At 54.0% G+C, this 20,479-nt stretch carries 20 protein-coding genes; 11 read left to right on the top strand and 9 right to left on the bottom strand.

Translation table 11 applies throughout. From position 1 onward, the window contains the following. The first annotated feature begins 157 nt into the window (after window positions 1-157). The 4 genes from B0B12_RS06755 (at window position 158) to B0B12_RS06770 (ending at window position 2,743) form a co-directional block, all read left to right on the top strand. Window positions 158-466, top strand: coding sequence for a hypothetical protein (locus B0B12_RS06755; RefSeq protein WP_139337776.1), 309 nt, complete (start codon window positions 158-160; stop codon window positions 464-466). Then, window positions 463-1,116, top strand: coding sequence for an ABC transporter ATP-binding protein (locus B0B12_RS06760; protein ID WP_076666857.1), 654 nt, complete (start codon window positions 463-465; stop codon window positions 1,114-1,116). The genes B0B12_RS06755 and B0B12_RS06760 overlap by 4 nt, the downstream gene beginning before the upstream one ends. 199 nt (window positions 1,117-1,315) lie before the next feature. Further along, a complete protein-coding gene (locus B0B12_RS06765; RefSeq protein ID WP_076667740.1) occupies window positions 1,316-2,203 on the top strand; it encodes a dienelactone hydrolase family protein in 888 nt (295 codons plus the stop codon). Between the two features lie 33 nt (window positions 2,204-2,236). Continuing rightward, a complete protein-coding gene (locus B0B12_RS06770) occupies window positions 2,237-2,743 on the top strand; it encodes a GNAT family N-acetyltransferase (RefSeq protein WP_076666859.1) in 507 nt (168 codons plus the stop codon). A gap of 100 nt (window positions 2,744-2,843) precedes the next feature. Here B0B12_RS06770 and B0B12_RS06775 read toward each other — a convergent pair whose 3' ends face one another. Both B0B12_RS06775 and B0B12_RS06780 read right to left on the bottom strand, forming a co-directional pair. Next, on the bottom strand, window positions 2,844-3,257 hold the full coding sequence (locus B0B12_RS06775; protein ID WP_076666860.1) for a VOC family protein: 414 nt from the start codon (window positions 3,255-3,257) through the stop codon (window positions 2,844-2,846). Continuing rightward, window positions 3,258-4,190, bottom strand: a complete 933-nt coding sequence (locus B0B12_RS06780) for a 2-hydroxyacid dehydrogenase (RefSeq protein ID WP_076666862.1) — start codon at window positions 4,188-4,190, stop codon at window positions 3,258-3,260. It lies immediately after the preceding gene. Between the two features lie 186 nt (window positions 4,191-4,376). Between B0B12_RS06780 and B0B12_RS06785 the strand changes: the two genes are divergently transcribed. Both B0B12_RS06785 and B0B12_RS20785 read left to right on the top strand, forming a co-directional pair. After that, entirely contained in the window at window positions 4,377-5,933 is a 1,557-nt protein-coding gene (locus tag B0B12_RS06785; protein WP_083704096.1) for a protein adenylyltransferase SelO, read from the top strand. Between the two features lie 223 nt (window positions 5,934-6,156). Then, complete coding sequence (locus tag B0B12_RS20785) at window positions 6,157-6,312, top strand: BPTI/Kunitz-type proteinase inhibitor domain-containing protein (RefSeq protein ID WP_170871829.1); 156 nt, start codon at window positions 6,157-6,159, stop codon at window positions 6,310-6,312. 802 nt (window positions 6,313-7,114) lie between these two features. On the opposite strand, the gene B0B12_RS06795 is transcribed toward B0B12_RS20785, so the two are convergent. From B0B12_RS06795 to B0B12_RS06810, 4 genes are read right to left on the bottom strand one after another with little or no spacing between them, the layout of a single operon-like run. Further along, on the bottom strand, window positions 7,115-8,047 hold the full coding sequence (locus B0B12_RS06795) for a hypothetical protein (RefSeq protein WP_076666867.1): 933 nt from the start codon (window positions 8,045-8,047) through the stop codon (window positions 7,115-7,117). Beyond that, window positions 8,044-8,232, bottom strand: a complete 189-nt coding sequence (locus B0B12_RS06800) for a hypothetical protein (RefSeq protein WP_076666868.1) — start codon at window positions 8,230-8,232, stop codon at window positions 8,044-8,046. Before B0B12_RS06800 ends, B0B12_RS06795 begins: the two co-directional genes overlap by 4 nt. Continuing rightward, a complete protein-coding gene (locus B0B12_RS06805) occupies window positions 8,232-9,326 on the bottom strand; it encodes a toxic anion resistance protein (protein WP_076666870.1) in 1,095 nt (364 codons plus the stop codon). The genes B0B12_RS06800 and B0B12_RS06805 overlap by 1 nt, the downstream gene beginning before the upstream one ends. Window positions 9,327-9,341: 15 nt before the next feature. Continuing rightward, the gene (locus tag B0B12_RS06810) at window positions 9,342-9,770 is read right to left on the bottom strand and encodes a hypothetical protein (RefSeq protein WP_244554614.1); all 429 of its coding nucleotides are present in this window, start codon (window positions 9,768-9,770) and stop codon (window positions 9,342-9,344) included. Window positions 9,771-10,142: 372 nt separating this feature from the next. On the opposite strand from B0B12_RS06810, the gene B0B12_RS06815 reads away from it, so the two are divergent. The 4 genes from B0B12_RS06815 (at window position 10,143) to B0B12_RS06830 (ending at window position 16,398) form a co-directional block, all read left to right on the top strand. After that, window positions 10,143-10,709 carry a pseudouridine synthase gene (locus tag B0B12_RS06815; RefSeq protein WP_076666871.1) on the top strand — a complete coding sequence of 189 codons (567 nt, stop codon included), beginning with the start codon at window positions 10,143-10,145 and terminating at the stop codon, window positions 10,707-10,709. 158 nt (window positions 10,710-10,867) lie between these two features. After that, window positions 10,868-12,466, top strand: coding sequence for a M20/M25/M40 family metallo-hydrolase (locus B0B12_RS06820; RefSeq protein ID WP_076666873.1), 1,599 nt, complete (start codon window positions 10,868-10,870; stop codon window positions 12,464-12,466). A gap of 215 nt (window positions 12,467-12,681) precedes the next feature. Beyond that, window positions 12,682-13,818 carry a putative sensor domain DACNV-containing protein gene (locus tag B0B12_RS06825; protein WP_076666874.1) on the top strand — a complete coding sequence of 379 codons (1,137 nt, stop codon included), beginning with the start codon at window positions 12,682-12,684 and terminating at the stop codon, window positions 13,816-13,818. A gap of 108 nt (window positions 13,819-13,926) precedes the next feature. Continuing rightward, window positions 13,927-16,398 carry a TonB-dependent receptor plug domain-containing protein gene (locus B0B12_RS06830; RefSeq protein ID WP_083704097.1) on the top strand — a complete coding sequence of 824 codons (2,472 nt, stop codon included), beginning with the start codon at window positions 13,927-13,929 and terminating at the stop codon, window positions 16,396-16,398. A gap of 60 nt (window positions 16,399-16,458) precedes the next feature. Here the strand turns inward: B0B12_RS06830 and B0B12_RS06835 are convergent, their stop codons facing one another. The 3 genes from B0B12_RS06835 to B0B12_RS06845 all read right to left on the bottom strand — a co-directional run bounded on the left by B0B12_RS06835 (window position 16,459) and on the right by B0B12_RS06845 (window position 19,670). Further along, complete coding sequence (locus B0B12_RS06835) at window positions 16,459-17,670, bottom strand: DUF1501 domain-containing protein (RefSeq protein WP_076666878.1); 1,212 nt, start codon at window positions 17,668-17,670, stop codon at window positions 16,459-16,461. Between the two features lie 24 nt (window positions 17,671-17,694). After that, a complete protein-coding gene (locus tag B0B12_RS06840) occupies window positions 17,695-19,107 on the bottom strand; it encodes a DUF1800 domain-containing protein (protein WP_076666879.1) in 1,413 nt (470 codons plus the stop codon). A 113-nt stretch (window positions 19,108-19,220) separates the two neighbouring features. Continuing rightward, window positions 19,221-19,670: a winged helix-turn-helix transcriptional regulator gene (locus B0B12_RS06845; RefSeq protein ID WP_170871830.1), complete on the bottom strand. Its 450-nt coding sequence runs from the start codon at window positions 19,668-19,670 to the stop codon at window positions 19,221-19,223. Between the two features lie 116 nt (window positions 19,671-19,786). On the opposite strand from B0B12_RS06845, the gene B0B12_RS06850 reads away from it, so the two are divergent. Next, window positions 19,787-20,416: a nitroreductase family protein gene (locus B0B12_RS06850; RefSeq protein ID WP_076666881.1), complete on the top strand. Its 630-nt coding sequence runs from the start codon at window positions 19,787-19,789 to the stop codon at window positions 20,414-20,416. Window positions 20,417-20,479 lie beyond the last annotated feature (63 nt).

The raw sequence follows: 20,479 nt of genomic DNA on the forward strand, positions 1-20,479 counted from the left end.
TCGGAAGGCAGCAGAAAACAAGGTATATAGCTGATAGCAGGTGATTTCTAAATGATAGTTTCTCAGCTCTGAAAAAAAGTCCGGTTTGTGTAAGTAGAGAAGAGTTTCAAGACCGCCAAAATCCCTATTCAAATCCATGATCAAACAGTCAACCAGCATGAAGCCATTCAAAACAGTAAGACTTATCTGGACCTTCTACAGAAGTTTCATGCTGGCATCGCTGGTGATCACATTGTGCTGCATCAAGTTACTTTGGGATTACGATTTCAAGATCTTCGGCATCCTGTTTTGGTTTAAGGTAGCTACCCTGAGCAGTATATTTTATTTCATCAACAGCTATAAAAGCAACCATTACTATTATTATCAAAACCTGGGTATATCGAGGGCGCTGCTCTGGACCACTACCCTGGTCTTTGACATCCTCTTATTCATATCGCTAATCGTTCTTGCTTACAATTTCAGATGATGCACAAACTGGAAGCCGACAGTATTCAATTGGCGTTTGATGGCAGAAGAATACTCTCCGACATCTACCTAAAATGCGAAACAGGAAATATAACGGGCCTGTTGGGCAGGAACGGGCAAGGCAAATCCTGTCTGATGAAAATCATTTACGGTAGCCTGAAGTGTGACAAGTCCATCCGGTTTGATAACAGAATTCAGTTCGAGGCTTTTAAGCGGCCCGACTTACTGCTATACCTTCCGCAGTTCAACTTCATACCACCTCATATCCGTCTGAAAAGAATTTTCAGTGACTTTGACTTGGATTATCCGTCTTTCGTGGATCGATTTCCGGTATTCACGTCCAGGTATAGATCAACCATCGGCAGCCTGTCTGGCGGGGAAAGAAGGCTGGTAGAAATCTATTCCGTTGTGAAGTCGACCTCTCAGTTTGCCATGTTGGATGAACCCTTCACCCATCTGAATCCGATACAGATTGACAAGGTGAAGGACTTCATTTCAGAGGAAAAGCAAAACAAAGGCCTGATCATAACCGACCACATGTTTAGGCATGTGTTGGATATTTGCGATAATTTATACCTCCTGACAAATGGGAAGACACATCTGGTTAGGACTACCGAGGAGATAGAGGAACTTGGTTATGCGAAGGTATAAAGTATGACCTCAGGCTTTAAGTAAGCCAAGGTATAGGTTTTGCCGGGAAGACCACTTTACTACATTCAAAAAAATTGATACCCCAACCAATTCTTTTCAACTCATTTTCACTAACTTAAAGCATGTTTTGGCACTTTGAATGTACCTTGCAGATATAGCAAACAATATCTCTCAAACCAATCAGCAAAACCCAGCCCCTATGGACGAGATCAAAAAAGAAGACATCAAGCAGGAAGTGTTCGACCTCTACGATGACTATGCCCATAACCGCATCAACCGGCGCGATTTCATGCAGAAGCTCTCGATCTATGCGGTGGGCGGACTCACGGTGGGTTCGCTGGCGAGTTTCCTGATGCCGGATTACCAGAACAAAGTGCAGGTGGCTCCCAATGATCCGCGCATTGTTTCGGAGTACATCACCTACCAGTCTCCCAAAGGCGGCGGACCGATCAAGGCGCTGCTGTCGATGCCGGCGAAAGGAAAGAAAAAGCTTGGGGGCATTGTGGTGGTGCACGAAAACCGGGGACTGAATTCGCACATCGAGGACGTGGCCCGCCGGGCGGCATTGGCCGGCTTTGTCTCCCTCGCACCCGATGCCCTCACGCCATTGGGCGGCTACCCGGGCACGGACGACGAAGGGCGTACCCTGCAGAGCCAGCGCGACCGCAACGAGATGCTCGAGGACTTTATAGCGGCGCACGATTATCTCAAAAACCACAAAAACTGCAATAGCAAAGCCGGCGTGGTGGGCTTCTGCTTTGGCGGCTGGATCTCGAACATGATGGCCGTGCGTATACCTGATCTGGCCGCAGCTGTTCCGTTTTACGGTGGTCAGGCGCCCGTTGAAGACGTGCCCCAGATCAAGGCGCCCCTCCTGCTCCACTATGCCGAGCACGACGAGCGCGTCAACGAAGGCTGGCCTGCTTACGAAGCTGCCTTGAAAGCAAACAGCAAGGTATACGAAGCCCACTTTTACCCCGGCACCAACCACGGCTTCCACAACGACACCACGCCCCGCTACGACAAAGCAGCAGCCGAACTGGCCTGGCAACGCACCGTAGATTTTTTTAAGCAGCACTTGAAGTAAGGGACTCGCAAAAGCTATACCTTAGGCAGACATATGAGCGATTTCAAACTGCGCCCCTGGACTCTGGCAGACCTCGACAGTCTGGTGAAGCATGCGGACAATTTCAACATTGCCCGCAACATGGCAGATGTTTTTCCGCACCCCTATACCTACGAAAAAGGCCGGGCTTTTCTGGAGATGGTGACCCAGGGCAGGCCACCCAACATTCTGGCAATTGAGGTTGAAGGCGAAGCCGTGGGAGGTATAGGCATACACCCGCAGCAGGATATTTACCGGAAAAATGCGGAGATAGGCTATTGGCTGGGTCAGCCTTTCTGGGGCAAGGGGATCATGACCGAGGCTATCCGCCAGATGGTGGACTACGGCTTTGCGAACCGGGACATCACCCGCATCTATGCCCGCCCCTTTGGCTACAACATCGGCTCGCAGCGCGCCCTCGAGAAAGCGGGTTTTGTGCTGGAGACGAAACTGGAAAAGACCTTTTATAAGAATGGGGAGTACCAGGATGAATTGATCTATGCGGTGAGGAGGCCGGCGTAATGGCAGACTAGCAGGTATAGATTAGCTCATTTACAAACACAAAGGCCAGTTGCAGACTTCCGCAACTGGCCTTTACACTTAATAAAGGTATAGCAATGCGTTAGGAAGCAAACACTTCCTCCGGATTTTTGAAAGCCTTAAACTCCAGCGGGTTCTTGCTGTGGTCGAGGATGAACATGGTGCGCTGCTCCCCCACCTGACCCTCGAAGCGGGTATAGGGCTCCACTACGAAAGGTATCGCGTGCTGCACCAGGCGGTCGCGCACTTGGTCGAACTGCTCGTAGCTGAGCAGGCAGCCGAAGTGGGGCACGGGAACGCTGATGCCAGCCACCTGTCCGCAATAGTCCGGCTCGGGTATGTTGGCGCTCACGTGGGCCGAAAGCTGGTGTCCGAAAAAGTCAAAATCGATCCAGTGTTCTGTGCTGCGGCCTTCTTTGCAGCCTAAAATGTCCACATAAAACTGGCGCGTCGATTCGATGTCCTTCACTTTGAAGGCATAGTGAAATGGGTTCATTTAATATCCTTTGGTTTTAGAAACAACATTGATGAGCGACTCGCCGTGGCGCATGCGGTCGTAGTTTTCGAGGATCTGCGACACAGCCGAAGCCGGGTTGGTGATGCTGGCGATATGCGGCGTGACGTGGATGAGCGGATGCTCCCAGAACGGATGCTCCTCCGGCAACGGCTCCTCCCGAAACACATCCAGGCTGGCGCCGGAAAGATGCCCATTGTCCAGCATATCGATCAAATCCTCATCTACCACATGTTCCCCCCGCGCCACATTGATGATGTAAGCGCCTTTGGGAAGTTTGCTGAAGGTGTCCTTGTTCAAAATATTAGCCGTGTCTTTGGTAAGCGGCAGCAGGCAGATCAGGATGTTGGCTTTTTCCAGAAAGGCGGTTAACTCCTCCGTCCCGGCGTAGGCGCCAATCCCTTCTATCAGTTTGGGAGAGCGGGACCAGCCGTTCACCTTAAAGCCGAGTTTGCTGAGTTGTTGTGCTGTATGAGCTCCCAATACACCCATGCCCATCACCCCGATCACCACCTCAGCGGTACGCTTGTAGCTGTGCTGTTTCCAGGTATGGCTGCGCTGCGCCTCCTTGTAGCGGTGCAGGCCACGCACGTGGTTCAGCACCTGAGCGGTTACAAAGGTGGCCATGTCCTGGGTCAGGTCTTCGTCCACGATGCGGGTGATTTGTATGCCCTCCGGCAGCTCCGGGTCGCGCAGTATGTGATCGACACCCGCGCCCGTGGAGGCAATGCATTTCAGATTCGGGAAACTAGTGAAAACACCCGGCGGATGATTCCAGGCCAGCGCAAATTCAACCTGATCAGCTGGAGGAGCGGTGTTTGGGTAAACGTATACTTCCAGACCCGGACGGCGTTCTTTCAGGGCGCTTTCCCAGCGGCTCGTGTTCCGGCCCTGGCTAAATATGGTAATTGACATAGTTGATGTAAGTCTGTTCGGTGATGTTTGGCAAGGTGTAGCTATTCCCCGCTTACGGGTTAAGCGGGATAAGTCTGCTAAATTTAACTAATCTTGCACAAAGATTGTTAACGAGAGACCAAAAGGCTGGCATAAGGTTTAAAAGAACTACTTAAGCCAGCTACCTTATACTTAAAACTGAAAAATATGGAGCAACTGAGCTCAAAGATTTATAAGAAAGAATTTGTAGAGGCCTTTGCCGGCGACGATAGCGGCACCCTCACGCCCCGCCAGACACCGGGCGTGTTTTACAGCAAAGCAAAGCCCACTCCAGTGGAGAAAGTAACGCTCCTGGCCTGGTCTGAGGAACTCGCAAAGGAGCTGGGCATCGCCCGCCCGACAGAGCAGCAGGACGTCGACATTCTGGGTGGCAACCGCGTGACCGACAGCATGTACCCCTATGCCGCCTGCTATGCCGGGCACCAGTTCGGCAACTGGGCTGGGCAACTGGGTGACGGCCGTGCCATTACCCTGGGTGAGTGGGAAGCACCTGATGGCAAAACCTGGGAGCTGCAGCTAAAAGGCGCCGGGCTTACCCCCTACTCCCGCCGCGCCGACGGCCGTGCCGTGCTGCGCTCTTCGGTGCGCGAGTACCTGATGAGCGAAGCCATGCATTATTTAGGTATACCGACTACCCGTGCGCTCAGCCTGGTGAGTACCGGCGAGCCCGTGCTGCGCGACATGTTCTACAATGGCAACGCCGCCTACGAGCCGGGTGCCATCGTGATGCGGGTAGCCCCGAGTTTCCTGCGCTTCGGCAACTTCGAGATGCTCAACGCCCGCAAGGAAGTCGACAACCTGCGCCAACTGGTAGACTGGACCATCAGCCGCTATTATCCGCACATCACCGGCGAGAACAAGGTAATTGATTGGTTCAAGGAAGTGGTGGACCGCACCGCCCGTCTAATGGTAGAATGGATGCGGGTGGGTTTTGTGCATGGCGTAATGAATACCGACAACATGTCTATCCTGGGGCTGACCATCGACTACGGCCCCTACTCCTTCGTCGACAATTACGACCCGAACTTCACGCCCAACACCACCGACCTGCCCGGCAGACGTTACGCCTTCGGCAAACAGCCTTCCATCGGCTACTGGAACCTGGGTGCCCTGGCGGGTGCTTTGCTCCCACTGGCCGACAAAGACCAACTGGTGGCTACACTCGAAACCTTCAAAGACGTCTACTGGACGGAATACTACGCCATGATGGGCCGCAAACTGGGCCTCGACCAGGTATCACAACTCGACCGCGACCTGATCAGTCAGTTTGAGAAAACACTGGCCGACATCCAACCCGACATGACCATTTTCTACCAGCTGCTCATCGACCTGCCGCTGTCTGTAGAAAATGAAGATGAAGTGGCCGAGCATTTCCAGAAGGCTTTGTATGATGACCTGACACCGGAGCAGAAAACCGCGCTCTATACCTTGATCAGCCATTACCTGGAGCGACTGAACACGAACAAGATCAAGCGCTCGGCCTCGCAGGATATGATGCGCAAAGCCAACCCACGCTTTGTGCTCCGCAACTACCTGCTGCACCAGGCCATTGAGGGGCTGGAGAAAGGCGATGATGCTTTATTAGTGAAGCTACAGGAAGCGATCAAAGAACCGTACTCAAATAAATTCGACGAGTTCTTTCAGACTCGTCCGGGCTGGGCGAGTGAGAAGGCGGGCTGCTCGATGCTGTCTTGTAGTTCGTAAGTATTTAATTTAGAATTTGTTAATTTTCGAAGGCTCCTGCTACTGCATTGGCCAGGAAATTGTCGTATTTTGAAGAAAGTATAGCATTGGGAAAATGAAGCTATACCTTCTTCTTTAAGAATGACTTATGAAATGCAAGGCACTTGGTTTTATCATCCTAATGGCGGCTTCGCTTGGGTTAACCTCCTGTGATAAGGACTGTGAAACTACCATCGCAGCCTGCATGGAACGGCCACCGACCGATGAACTTTGCCAGGCTTCCTTTACAAGATGGTTTTACAACGAGGGTAAGAAAAAGTGCGAGGAAATCAGGTATAGCGGGTGCACACTGAAAGGCTTTGAAACGGTGCAGGAGTGTGAGCAGTGCAAGTGTGGGTGAGTAGAAATACTTTAGCTCAATGTAGTGGACCTGATTGCAAGTAAAGATTTCGCGCACTACTGTCATCCCGTGCCCCCTTCTTTATCAAAGGTTCCTATCCCTAAGAGGGACTTTGCCTTCTACTACTATCCTATCTGTCATCCTGAAAGGATCTTGGTCGAAGGGAGGTCAGGCAGTTGCTATAACACACCCTTTCCCCTCTCAAGAGGGGATTTCGATCACTGGAAATTCACAGGTATAAGCATTGTAGCAAAGGTATAGCTATACCGGGTCCACCCACCCCTGGCCCCTCCTTGTCTGAGGCGGGGAATTTGGAACTGCTATTTGTTAGGTATAAGCGCTATAGTATATGCATACCTGTGCACGATTAACATCCCCCTGCCCCCTTCGAAGGGGGACTTTCTGTAGCTGCCAATTTACAGGTATAAGTTCTGTAGCTTCCTGCACTGTCACACATCACTGGCAGGTATTGCAAGACTAACTTGCACGCTTACGATAAAATAATTAGCCGTGCCAGGTGCACAAACGACGATTTTGTGTTTGAGCGGTCAGCGAGTTTAAAATCGTCTTGATTTTTTTGCTTACTTTTTTCATCAAGGAAAAAAGTGAGTGCCCGCCGCACAGGCGAAGCTATGAAACAATACTGGTTGCTATACCCAAAGCATTTACTACGCCAAGTATAGGTATACTAGGCAGGAGGCCGCACAATAGTAGTCACGAGCGTGAACGCTCGCGCCATATCTAACCCGTCAGGCAAAAAAAGAGCCTCTAACAAAACAGAGGCTCTTCCATAAATTAAAACCTAAAAACTCTTCCGATGCATCCTGACCGGAAACAACCGGTAATCCATTAAACTCACCGCATATGGAAACCCACGCCAGTGTACAATCGGCACATGGCGGGCTGGACTTGGGCCCTTGGTGTCAGGTATAGCCAGCATCGTATTGCCAATGTAACTCAGTTCCCCTTTTTCAATCGCTAATTTACTCGCGACATGCTGCAGAAAAACCTCTTTGTCGGCATCCGACGATGTAAAGGAAATCTCGCGTGACATGGTGCCCCCCCCTTCCAATTCCGGAGAATAAAACACGCGGGAATAGGTATCGATGGCGACAACCGGAACGGCCAGCGTGGGTACTTTGGCCTGCATCACGTCTGGTGGAGCAATGGGTGCCTGGTTGGCAACGCGCTTCACCATTTCCGTTACTTTCTGGGCGGTATAGATGCCTTTGATCGTTTCGGACTCAATGCGCTTGAGCACCTGCTCCACCTTCGACTCGAAAGGCTGACCGGGGTTGACCGGCTGGGGCTGCGGTGCTGGCCGCTGGGGTGCCTGCCCAACCGGACGTGGTTTCTGCACCTGCGAAAGCGGCTTTGGCTTCTCACGCTCCGGTATGTAGCTGTCTTTGATGTGCCGCTCGTGCACGTTGATCACCGTGGTAAAGGTATTAATGAAGTGTTCCGTGTTCTGCACATGAAACAGCTCCAGTTCCTGTATGCGCTTGCGCGTCACCAAGTAGTTGTGCACCAGTTTCGTCTTCTCGAAAACGGCCAGCAGCTTTTCGGCATGTGGTGTGTGCTGGTAGCGTTCGTAAAGTTTGTGCAGAGCGTTGAGCCTGGCATTGGAAGCCCGGATATACTGCATGGCACGGGCATCGGCGGCACCAGGGTGCGCCACTACCGTGCGGGTGTTCTCCTGCCCCATTCCGAAAAGTGATCGAAAAAAACCCATCATCTGGACAGGATACGTTTGAGGTGCTGCGTTTCGATTTCGACCTGCAGTTTTTCCGAGAGCTTCATCTCTTCAAATACGTTGTCGATATGCTGGATATAGAGGTCCAGCACCGCCTCCTGCTCATCGCTCAGGATGCGGTGCCGGACGGCTAGTTCTTCTGCTTTCTTATCCCCGTTGTATATCATTATTCAATTTCAATCTGCTTCGACTTGCCGAAGGTGCCAATGATCTTGCTATTGAGCTCTTCCTGCACCTGGGCCAGTTCTCTTACGGCTTCTGCCCGCTTCTTGCTGCCTTCTTCCGAAATCTTGATCACCTGGTCAAGCGTTTCCACCATGTCCTTGTTCACTTTCTTGAGCGTCTCCACGTCCACAATGCCGCGCTCGTTTTCCTGGGCCGCGATCACCACGTTTTTCTTCAGTAGCTCCGAGTTTTTGCGAAGCATTTCGTTGGTAGTGTCGGTCACTTTTTTCTGGATCTCGAGGGCCTTGCGCTGCTTCTCCAAACCCAGTGCAATGGCCACCTGCTGACGCCACACCGGTATCACGGTCACGATCGAGTTCTGGATCTTCTGGGCCAGCACATCGTTCGTGGTCTGGATCATGCGGATCTGCGGCATCGACTGCGTGGCAATGGTATGCGACAACTGGAAGTCGTGCACCTTTTTCTCCAGGCGTTCCTTAAAGGCGATCATGTCGCTCAGGCGCTGCACGGCCAGTTCGTCCTGTCCGCTGGTTTCCACTTCTTCCTGTAGTTTCGGGATGATGGTGTGCTCGATCTCGTCAATCTTCATCTTACCGGCCGCAATCACCGAACGGATCTCGTGAATGTACTCCACCGCCTGGTTAAACATCACTTCAAGAGAAGTAGAGTCTTTCATAATGCTTTGGCGGGTGCGCTCCAGCTTCACAACCACATCGTCCACGTTGGCTGACACCGAGTTATACTGCGTAGCCAGCTGCTTCGACTTGTCCGAAATCTTCTTCACGAAGGGCAGGCGCGAAAAGAAACCACCCTTCTCCTGCTCCTCAATCTTGATCATGTTGATCTGGTTGAGGAGTTCGTTGATGGCCTCGCCTGCCTCGCCGGAGTCTTTGGCTTTTACTTTGGTGAGCAGCTCGTTGGAGTAGTGGCCCAGTTTGCGCTGCGTTTCCACCCCAAAATTGCTCAAACTTTCCGGGTTTGCCGGATCTATGGATTTGGAGATTGCCAGGGCTTTCTCTTGTATCTTCTGTTGATTCTCTACGATCGTAATCTCTGTTTTCTCTGTTTTTTCCATCTTGTTTTATTACCTCTAAAGGTTGCGGTTGATTAGGTCCAATGAGTTTAGGTACTTTTTAATTTTCTCATGCCGGTCGGTGGTTTCGTACCACTCGATGTCGTTGAGGGGCAGGTACTCGCCCAGCAGGTCGCGCACTTCATTCAGCAGGGCCTCGCCCTTTTTTGTTCTAAAATCGGGGTTGCGGTACTGCGCGCTCACATATTCCACCTTCACCTGTCCGGTCTTGGTAACGGCCAGTTCGCGCACCTCCACCACCAGCTCCGACGACTTCCCGTTATCGGTCACGATGGTCTTGTACACGCCCTTGTTGCCTTCCTCAAGTGCAGCGGCACATTGCGTGCGCACATCGTGCAAGGCCTTGCGCAGTTTGCGGTTCGGCATTACGTAGTGCCCCACAACATAACCCAATATAGCTGCTATTAAGAATGTCCAAAAAATCACGTTTGTATTGCTAAAGTTAAACGCTCAATTACTATGTAATGAAGCAAAATAATTTGATGTAACCAAGTGCCGGCAGGACGGATGTGCTTCTGATGGTTCGACCCTGGCCGGAATTTTCCTCCCTTTGCTCATTGACGCCTATACCTGACCGGCTTTTTTTATCTTCTATACGCGGAAGCAGTTACGCGGGCTGTCGCCGGGGAGGGTATAGGGAGAACAAGGCAGGACGTATGCCTGTTCCCAGGCCGGGGGTGTCTTATGTTTGTCCTATTACGCTAAACGGGTCGTTGCCTTTGCGATGTTTGCCGGTAAATTCGGGGGTTTTGTCTAATTTGCGGCCTGATCTATACCTGTTTTTATACCTTCGCTCACATGCACCGGCATTTTATTCTGCAAAAACCCTTCGGCTACATCAGCCAGTTCGTGACCGACGCCAAAAAGAAAAAGCTGCTCGGCGACCTGCACGACTTCCCCGCGGGCACCATGGCCATCGGGCGGCTCGACGAGGCCAGCGAGGGCCTGCTCCTGCTCACCACCGACGGCAAAACGAGCGAACAGGTGCGCGGACGGCACGTGGAAAAGGAATACTATGCGCAGGTAGACGGGCTGATCACCGACGAGGCCATTGCTAAAATGCAGGAAGGTGTGGACATCTGTTTGTACGGCGAGCAGTACGGTACCCGCCCCTGCACCGTTTTCCGCCTGCAAAGCCCGCCCGATTTCCCGGAGCGCAGCCGCCGCATCCGCGACGACCGTCACGGTCCCACCAGTTGGGTGTCCATCACCATTTCAGAAGGCAAATACCGGCAGGTGCGCAAAATGACCGCTGCCGTTGGTTTCCCGACCCTGAGGCTGGTGCGCGTGCGGATCGGGAATATCCGGCTCACTGGGTTTGCGCCGGGCGCTGTTCAGGAAGTGGAGAACTTCGATCTGGGCTGAAGACGGTCGCCAATACCTGAAAATTTCACGGGCTGTTAAACCAAAGTCGCTTTCATCAGTCTATTGAGGGCTTTCGGGCATAAATAACACAAATTGACTATATTGAGCGGGCATTCCCTTAACTTATCATACAAACAATCTATTCTTTAATCTTAACCATGAAGAAAAACCCTATTCACGTTCTGGCGCTGGCCTTGATGCTGTCAGGTGGTGTGAGCAGCGTGGCTTTCGCGCAGCAGCCGCAGCAACAGCAGCAAACACAGAAACAGCAGGACCCTGTTATCCAGAACATCATCAAAATGGCCACCGAAAACTCGCAGCTCGAGAAACTGGGCCACGAACTGATGGACGGCATCGGACCGAGACTGGTAGGCACGCCGCAAATGCAGCAGGCCGGTGACTGGGCCGTGAACAAGTACAAGAGCTGGGGCATTGAGGCCCGCAACCAAAACTACGGCGAGTGGCGTGGCTGGGAGCGCGGCGTAACGCACATCGACATGGTGCACCCACGCCTGAAAACGCTCGAAGGCATGCAACTGGCCTGGAGCCCTGCCACTCCATCCAAAGGGGTGACGGCTGAAGTGATCACCATGCCGGAATTTGCTGATTCTGTGGCTTTCCAGCGTTGGTTGCCAAGCGTGAAAGGCAAAATGGTGATGGTATCCATGAACCAGGCAAGCGGCCGTCCGGAGTACAACTGGAAAGAGTTCGCCACACCGGAGTCGTTTGATAAGATGAAGAAAATGCGCGACGAACAAACTGCTGCCTGGAGCAAGCGCATTGCCGCCACCGGCAAAAACGCCCGCACACTGCCAGTGGCGCTTGAGAACGCCGGTGCTGCCGGTATCGTGATGTCGAACTGGTCGCAGGGTTTTGGCGTGAACAAAATTTTCAGCGCCTACACGAAAAAAATCCCGACTGTGGACCTTGCCCTGGAAGACTATGGTATGTTGTATCGCCTGGCCGAGAACGGCAGCAAGCCGCGCATTAAAGTAGTGGCTGAATCGAAGCACGCCAAGAAGCCGGTTCCTACGTTCAACACCATCGCCGAGATCAAAGGCTCTGAGAAGCCAGACGAGTACGTGATCCTGTCTGCCCACTTCGACTCTTGGGACGGTGGCACAGGTGCTACGGACAACGGCACCGGCACGATCCTGATGATGGAAGTAATGCGCATCCTGAAGCAGGTATACCCGAACCCGAAGCGTACCATTCTGGTAGGCCATTGGGGTAGCGAAGAGCAGGGCCTGAACGGTTCGCGCGCTTTCGTGGAGGACAACCCTGAGATCGTGAAGAAGACGCAGGCTGTCTTCAACCAGGACAACGGTACTGGTCGCGTGGCTAATATCTCGGGTCAGGGCTTCCTGAACGCCTACGACTACATGGGTCGCTGGCTGAGCGCCGTTCCGCGTGATATCACCAAAGACATCCAGACCTCATACCCTGGCTTCCCGGGCGGTGGCGGTTCTGACCATGCTTCTTTCATTCCGCACGACATTCCTGCCTTTATGCTGAGCTCCCTGAGCTGGTCTTATGGCAACTATACCTGGCACACCAACCGCGACACGTACGACAAGATCGTGTTCGACGACGTGCGCAGCAACGTGATCCTGACGGCGATTCTGGCGTACATGGCCAGCGAAGAGCCGGAACTGGTATCGCGTGAGCGCAGTGTGTTGCCGCTTAACCCACGCACAGGCGAAAAAATGAGCTGGCCAGAGCCAAGACCTGCCACACGCAAAGGTGGTCTTGACTAAACCATAACCGTGCAGGTCGTATACCTGCCTGTTTACGAGCACAGCCGCTTCAGACCTTCTGGAGCGGCTGTGCTTTTTTTTGCTATACCTGTTCTCTCCCCGTCTCTCTTTGGTAGGCATCTGCAGGTTTCGTGAAAAATGACGTATAGTAAGTTTTGGCGGTGTGCGATCAGCTTTGCCGTGCGCGCTGCCTGCTATACCTGAAAAGAGAACACATGATCGGCAAATCGACATACAAGGCCGCGCGCGAAGTAGCCCAGATCGCAGAAGATCATTTCGCAACGCAGATTGAAGCTGCGAAAAAGGAAAACGGCGAAAACCTGGCTACGATTCCACCTGCCCGCATCATCGAGGCCATGATCGACGCGGCTTTCTGGGCGAGTTTGCGGCGGGAAGAGGGGCAGTCGCCCAAAATATCGCTTGCCTTTTTGCCACCCGAACAGTCAGAGCAGCCGCTGCGCTTCGAGCACCACCTCACCCTCTCCCCCGCCGTGCTCACCAAGATCGGGCCGGGCGTGGAGCGGCCGGGCATTCACCTGGGCGTGTGGTATGAGGGTGACTACCTGCACATCTGGGGCATGACGCGCAGCATCCCTGACTTTTGCTTTGTGCTCGATGTGTCGGAGCCTGGCCTGCTGGTGATCAAGCACCGCCGGCGGGACGGCTTCGGCAAATTTGTGAACGTGGTCGTGCTGACAGGTGACCAGATTAAGATCGTGGATGAGCAAAGCGTCCATACACCTGAGTGCCCTGATCTGCTGTACACGCTGCTGGGCTTCGACTCGCACCGGATATGGAATAAGTCGCTCAATGTGCTGGTGCAGCTGGCCGTGTCGATGCGCTCTCACCGAAAAGGGGGCATCCTGCTGGTAGTGCCTTCCGGTTCGGAAGCCTGGCGCAAGTCCATCCGACACCCGATGCGGTATGCGGTGGGACCCGCGTATTCGGAGTTGGCGAAACTGCTGCTGCAGCAAGACGACAAAGACCCGCTTTGGCAAGATGAAGTGAAGCGAGCGATTGAGGCGATGGCCGGTTTTACGGCGGTTGACGGGGCTACCATCATCAGCGACAAGTACGAGCTGTACGGCTTTGGCGCCAAGATTGACCGTAGGGCGGGGAGCGAGCCGGTAGAGAAGCTGATCATGACCGAACCTGTACTTGGCGGAGGGGCCACCATCGATCAGCCTGCACTGAGTGGCGGCACACGACATTTGTCGGCAGCCCAGTTCGTGCACGACCAGCGTGACGCCATTGCACTGGTTGCCTCCCAGGACGGTCGTTTCACGATCTTCAGCTGGTCTACCTGCGAGAACATGGTGCAGGCCAATCGTATCGATTCCCTGCTGCTTTAGGGCTGTTCTGACACACCACAAAGGCATTCTGGTCATAGCATTTCCGGGAATGATTATTGCACTGGTTCTTGTTTCATTAGTAGGGAAGTTTAAGAAAGAGAGATAGCCATGAATCAAGATAAATTAACCAAAAGGTGGGCTTATGCGCTGCCGATGCTGCTGCTACTGGCAGTAGTTTCGCTGGCGTTTGTGAGTCCGCAAAACGGTGTGCTCCAAACGCTGGAGCGCCACCTTGCCAACTGGCGCACCACTTACGCGCCCGAAAAGGTATACCTGCACCTGGACAAGCCGCGCTATACGCCGGGCCAGCAGATCTGGCTGAAGGGCTATGTGGTAGACGCCGCTAGTTTGCAGCCGAGCACCAAGAGCGGCGTACTGTACGTGGACCTGCTCGATGCCAACAACAAAGCCGTGGAGCGCCTGACGCTGAAAACGGTGAATGGCAAGGCCAACGGCGACATCGTGCTGCCGGCCAACCTGCCCCTGGGCACCTATACCCTAACCGCCTATACCCAGTGGATGCGCAATTTCGGGGAAGAAAATTTCTTTAGAAGGGCGATCCACATCATCGGCGAAGAAACAGCTGAAGAGCAGCCTGCCAAAACCGCGCAGCAGATTGATTTGCAGTTTTTCCCGGAGGGCGGTGATCTGGTGCATGGGCTACTGAGCCGTGTAGCTTTTAAAGCCACTAAACCCGATGGAACAGGTATAGCCCTGACTGGTGAAGTCTATGATGCTCAGAACCAAAAAGTACTCGAGTTTAAAGACACGCACTTGGGTATGGGGGCCTTTGCGCTGCAGCCGCAGCAGGGCCAGCGCTATACCGCCCGGGTGGCGTTTGAGGATGGCAGCAAGGCGGAGTATACCTTGCCGGAAGCCAAGCAAACGGGCTTTGTGTTAAGCGTAGAAGAAACTTCCGACCCGAATCAAGTGCAGCTGAGTGTGAAAAGTAATGTAGCTGGCCGGCAGTCGCTGGTGCTAACTGGGATCAGTCGTGATGCCGTGCAGCATACCGAGCAATTTAATCTGGAGGCGGGACAATCCTTTAACAAGCAGATTTCCAAAGCAGACTTCCCCACAGGTATAGCCTGTTTCAACCTGGCCACTGCCAGCGGGGAGCCCCTCGCCGAGCGTCTGGTGTTCATCGACAACAACGACAACCTGAACATCAGCCTGACCACCGACAAGAAAACCTACGCAGGTCGTGAGCAGGTGACGATGCAGGTGCTGGCCCGCGACAAACAGGGCAAACCGGTGGCGGCAGACTTCTCACTAGCCATCACCGACGATGAGCTGGTAACACCCGATCTGCAAGGCTTGAACATCAACGCTTACCTGTTGCTCACCTCTGACCTGCGCGGCTATGTGCAGAACCCGGGTTACTATTTTGAAAGCAATGATGCTGCTCGACAGAAGGCTCTCTCCTACCTGCTCATGACACAGGGCTGGCGTCGGTTTAGCTGGCAACAAATGGCCAAAGGTGAGTTTCCGGACTTGCAGTATAGTCCTGAAAAAGACCTTGCGGTGCGTGGCACTTTAGTAACCGATCGCGGCAAACCCGTGAAAGGCGGCGAGGCGCTCCTATACCTGAAAGGCCAGCACCTGGCTTTTATCACGACAGAAACCGACCAAAACGGCCGCTTTGCTTTCGAAGGCTTTGACTTCAGCGGACCCGTGGACATGGTGGTGCAGGGTACGGATGCGCGCGGCCGGCGCAAGCACCTGCAAGTAAAGATCGACGAACAAACCTTTCAGCCAGAGCTGCCGGCTATACCTGCTCCGCAAAGTGAGGGACTTGTGGCCAGTGCCAGCCCCGAGCTGCTGACTGCCGGCAAAGTGGAACTGGCAGCGGCAGACGAGGTAAACCCGGAGCTGACACTAAAGGGCATTTTGCTGAAAGATGTGGAGATACAGGGCGAAGCGGACATGGTACAGCCTTTTAAACTGCACCGCAGGGCCGATGCGATCATCAACGCGAAAGACCTTCCGGCTGCTCCCTCCGGCAATATCCTGGAATCCCTGCAGGGGCGTGTTGCCGGAGTGCAGGTATACCGTTCCGGCCCGAACGATTTCAGGGCCCGCATCCGAGGCAGCAGAACAGCCCCCTTATACCTGATCGATGGCGTGCCTGTGGAAGAGCGCTCGACCTCGATGCTCAACCAGTTCGACATCAGCCGCATTGAGATTTTGAAAGATCCGGCCAGTGCCAGCCTGTACGGCGGCCGTGCTTCGGGTGGTGTGATTGCGCTCTATACCCGCCAGGGTAGTGAGGCCATGCAGGAAGTGGAGCCTGGCAAGTACATCATCATTCACCGGGCGCAGGGTTACAGCAAGGTGCGCGAGTTCTATAGTCCGCAATACGATGGCAAGACCCCGGCCAGCCGGGAGCCCGATCTGCGCACCACGCTGTACTGGAACCCGAGCGTGCAGACCAATGCCCAAGGCAAAGCGACGGTGACCTTTTATGCCGCCGATCGCAACACGACTTACCGCGCCATTATGGAAGGTATATCCGACGCTGGCAAGTCTGGCCGCGGCAGCACAACCTTTGATGTGAGCCTGGGAAGAGCCAATCCGTAAGAAGTTACTTCAAAAAAACCGCTGCTTATACCTGAGCAGCGGTTTTTTTGTTTCTATACCTTAGATAAGCCCGTTTATCAATTGGGTTTTACCACCGATTATACCTGCCGCATTGCCGTTCAGCCAGTTATTAAGCAAGGTCGCGTAGATGTTCCGGAAGTCGATGCTATACCTTAGGTCGCCCTGGTCGAGGTCCTGCAGATTGGGGCCTTCGTTGTAAATGCCCGCCTGCTTCAGTTTCCCGCCGATCAGGAAGAGGTTATTGGCCGTACCGTGGTCGGTGCCGTTGCTGGCGTTCTGGGCCACGCGCCTCCCAAACTCCGAAAACACCATGATCAGGGTATTGTCGAACTCCTGTTGCTGTTTCAGATCTTCCACAAAACTGTAGAGTCCCTCCGACAGCTCCCGCAACAAATTACCCTGCTGCCCCGCCTGCCGAACATGCGTGTCGAAACCAGTGAGCGACGCATAGTACACCCGCGACTCCACTCCGGAGGCGATCAGCTCGGCAATGGTTTTCAGATGGCGGGCAAACTCGCCGTTCGGGTAGTCTTTTTTGCTGCGGTATACCTTGGTCTTCTCCTGCAGGTATCCGGCTGATTGCTGCGTATCGATCAGGGTTTTGTAGAGGTAGTCGACCTGGTGGTGCGAATGCTCCTCTGCATGCAGTTGGGCCGCCTGCTTCAGGAACTGGTCGTTCGTGGCCTGGAAAAAGCGCTTCACATCCTGCACGGCTATACCTGTATAATGCTCCCCTTTCAGTGCCAGGCTGAGCGTATCGTCTACTTCAATGGCCGCGTAGTTGGCTGAGGGACCGGAAAGACTGTCGAGGTAGCGGCCTAGCCAGCCGGTGCTCAGGTACTCGTCGGAGGCGCTGGCCGAGTGCCAGATGTCCATGGAGCGGAAGTGTGAGCGGTCCGGATCGGGGTAGCCAACGCTGTTCAGCACTGACACATATCCTTGGTCATAGAGCAGGCGCATCTTTTCCATGGCCGGGTTCAGCCCGAGGCCATTTTGCAGCGTGAGCACCTCACGGGCAGGTATAGCCAGGGTGGGGCGTGCCTTGTAATACAGGTCGTTCTGGTAAGGCACCACGGTGTTGAGGCCGTCGTTGCCGCCGCTGAGCTGCACCACCACCAGCCTTTTGCCGTTGGAATTGGCCAGCAGCGACAGGCCGCCCCGGTCCAGGCCGTGCAGAAAATTGGGGACCAGCAGCATACCGGAGGCCAGCGCCGACTTCTTGATAAATTCTCTTCTGGAATTAGTTGCCATCGTGTGAAAGTGAGCGGTAGAAAACTAGCATAACTGGTACTCAGGTAAAGAAAGTAGCCGCAGCGTGAGCAGGGTGACTTTATCGGCATGCGTGGCGCCTGCAGGTATATGCTGCGTGAGCAAGGCGGCTGTTTCCGGTCGCAAAGGCACCTGCAGCAGCTTTTGGCTTAAGGCTTCGATCATCTCCCGGTCCTTCACATCTTGCATTTGCTGCTGCAGTCCGCTCAGGTTGGCCTTGGCGCGTACGGTGCGTATGCCGTCCTGCCGGCGCTGGCGCGGTGCAGTGGGTTCGGTGTCGTCGTCGGGTTTCAGGTTGACTTCCAACGCCGCGTCCTGCAGCAGCGCCGGCCCGATGCGCAGCCGGAAAGCGAGCGTGGAACTGTCGATCCAGTTTCGGCCGCCGGCCCAGCCGCTTACGTTCGGGGGCCTGAACAGCTCCTGCCCCAGCGCCCGCTGCAACACCAGCGGACTGCGGCCATCGGCATAGCGCACCTCAAACTGCCGCTGCAAACCGGCCAGCAACTCGATCGGCGATTTGATCTTGCTTCCCACTACATCCGGCCCGTAAAACCACTTCGCCGTGAAGATCTTCTCCAACAGCTTGGATATGTCGTAGCCTGTTTCGTAAAAGTAGCCGCTCAGGGCTTTAATGCGCTCCGGGTTGGGCACTTCGCTCACGAAAAAGGTATAGAGCTTTGATGTCATAAACTCGGCTGTGCTTGGGTTCTCCACGATCATCTGAAGGATTTCTTCCCCGCTGAAATTCCCCCGCTTCCCCATAAAAGTTTTCTGGCCACGGTCGTGCTGCCGCGCCCGGAACACGAAATCTCCCTGCGGATTGTAGGTCCAGCCGGTAAAGGCGCGGGCGGCCTCTTTGATGTCCTGTTCGGTATAATGTCCCCGGCCCAGCGTGAAGAGCTCGAGCAGCTCGCGGGCAAAGTTCTCGTTAGGGCGCTGTTTGCGGTTTTGCTGGTTGTTGAGAAACTGTAGCATGCCGGGGTCTTTGGAGATGGCCTGCAGCAGGTCCGGGAATTTGCCTAATGCGTGCTCGCGAAGGGTATTGTGCTGCAGCAGCGCAAAGCGCGGTTCTCTTAGGCGACAGGCAAAGTGCCCGTGCCAGAAGAGGGTCATTTTCTCCCGCAGTTGGGCTTCGGAAGTGGCCATTTGCTGCAGCCAGGCATTGTTGAGCAACACAAAGCCTTGTTGCCGTTCCCGCTGCCGCTTTTGGCGCATGTCGGCATTTTGCGCATCGGCCTGTCCCGTTGTTTCGGAATGCGGCAGGGCCACCTGCAAAGGTGCTGCCTGGCCCGATGATTTGAGCAGTTCGCGAACAGCAGATTTAATACCGGACCTCGCCTGGTCAGGTCGGAAAGGGATGCCAAAGCCAGCCCGCCAGTAGAGGTGCTGTAGCTTTTGTTCGCGTGCCAAAGTTTTCATGCAGATGCCATTTAAACTTAGATGAAAAAGTATCATCCGAGTTTAAATATACCTGAAAATATATTTCTGCATGTAGGGTGTTCAATAAACTTACAGTCAACCGGTTCGGGTCATCAGGCCGGCAGCTCGGCGTGACCCGATTTTCCTTTCTGCGCATACCTTTCCCGCGCCTCCAGAATCTGGCCGATGTTGAGCTTGGCCCAGTCAGCGAGTTGCAGCAGTTGCAGCAGCAGCCCCTGCCCTAGCGGCGTGAGGCTGTACTCCACGCGGGGCGGAATTTCGGGGTATACCGTGCGGCTCACCAGGCCATCCTCTTCCAGCGAGCGCAGCGTAACGGTAAGCATGCGCTGCGACACGCCGGTGATCTGGCTTTTCAGCTCGTTGAAGCGCACTTTCTCCTGCTTGCCGAGCGTGAGGATGGTATAGATGGACCATTTATCGCCGAAACGGGCCAGAATGTCCTTGATCGGACAGCAGGGTTCTGCCTCTGCCTTGCCGCACAAAACTTTATCGATCTTTTTCTGGATCTCAAGTCGCTGATTTTCAACTATAGTTACCTCCATGTTACCTGGTGCGGCTAAAGTGCCTGCTTGACAGGTACAAATTTAAGAAATACCTTTGAGTTACCAAAAGTAACCTAGTTATGAAACAATACTAGGTTTTTAACTGTTGTATAGACATGAATTTACTTGAAAATCTGAACTGGCGCTACGCCACCAAACGCATGAACGGCCAGCGTGTGCCGTCTGATAAAGTAGAACGCATTCTGGAGGCCATCCGCCTGGCTCCGTCTTCCATGGGCCTGCAGCCTTACACGGTGCTGCTGATCGAGGACGAGGAACTGAAAAAGCAGATCAGGTCGGTTGCCTACAACCAGCCGCAGATTGAGGAGGGCTCTCACCTGCTGGTGTTTGCCGCCTGGGACGACGTGACTCCTGCGCATATAGATGAATTTATTTCGCATACCGCTTCGGAGCGCAGCATACCTGTCGAGAACCTGCAGGACTTTAAGAACACACTACTGAGCACCGCTGAGCGTAACACGCAGGAACAGAACTTCAACTGGACCGCCCGCCAGGCTTACATTGCCTTTGGGGTGGGACTGGTAGCTGCCGCCGCCGAGAAAGTGGACGCCACGCCGATGGAGGGTTTCGACGCCGCCGCGCTGGACAAACTGCTCGATTTGCCTGCCAAAGGTCTGCGCAGCGTTACCCTGATGCCGCTCGGCTACCGCGATGCCGATAACGACTGGCTGGCCAAGCTGCCGAAAGTAAGACGCCAGAAGGAAAAATTCGTACTGGAAGCATAAGCTTCAGTCTACCATGTTTTAGCCGACGGCTGCCTCTAGTAGGTAGCTGTCGGCTTACGCATT

This window comes from Pontibacter indicus, from assembly GCF_900156345.1.
GTDB lineage: Bacteria > Bacteroidota > Bacteroidia > Cytophagales > Hymenobacteraceae > Pontibacter > Pontibacter indicus.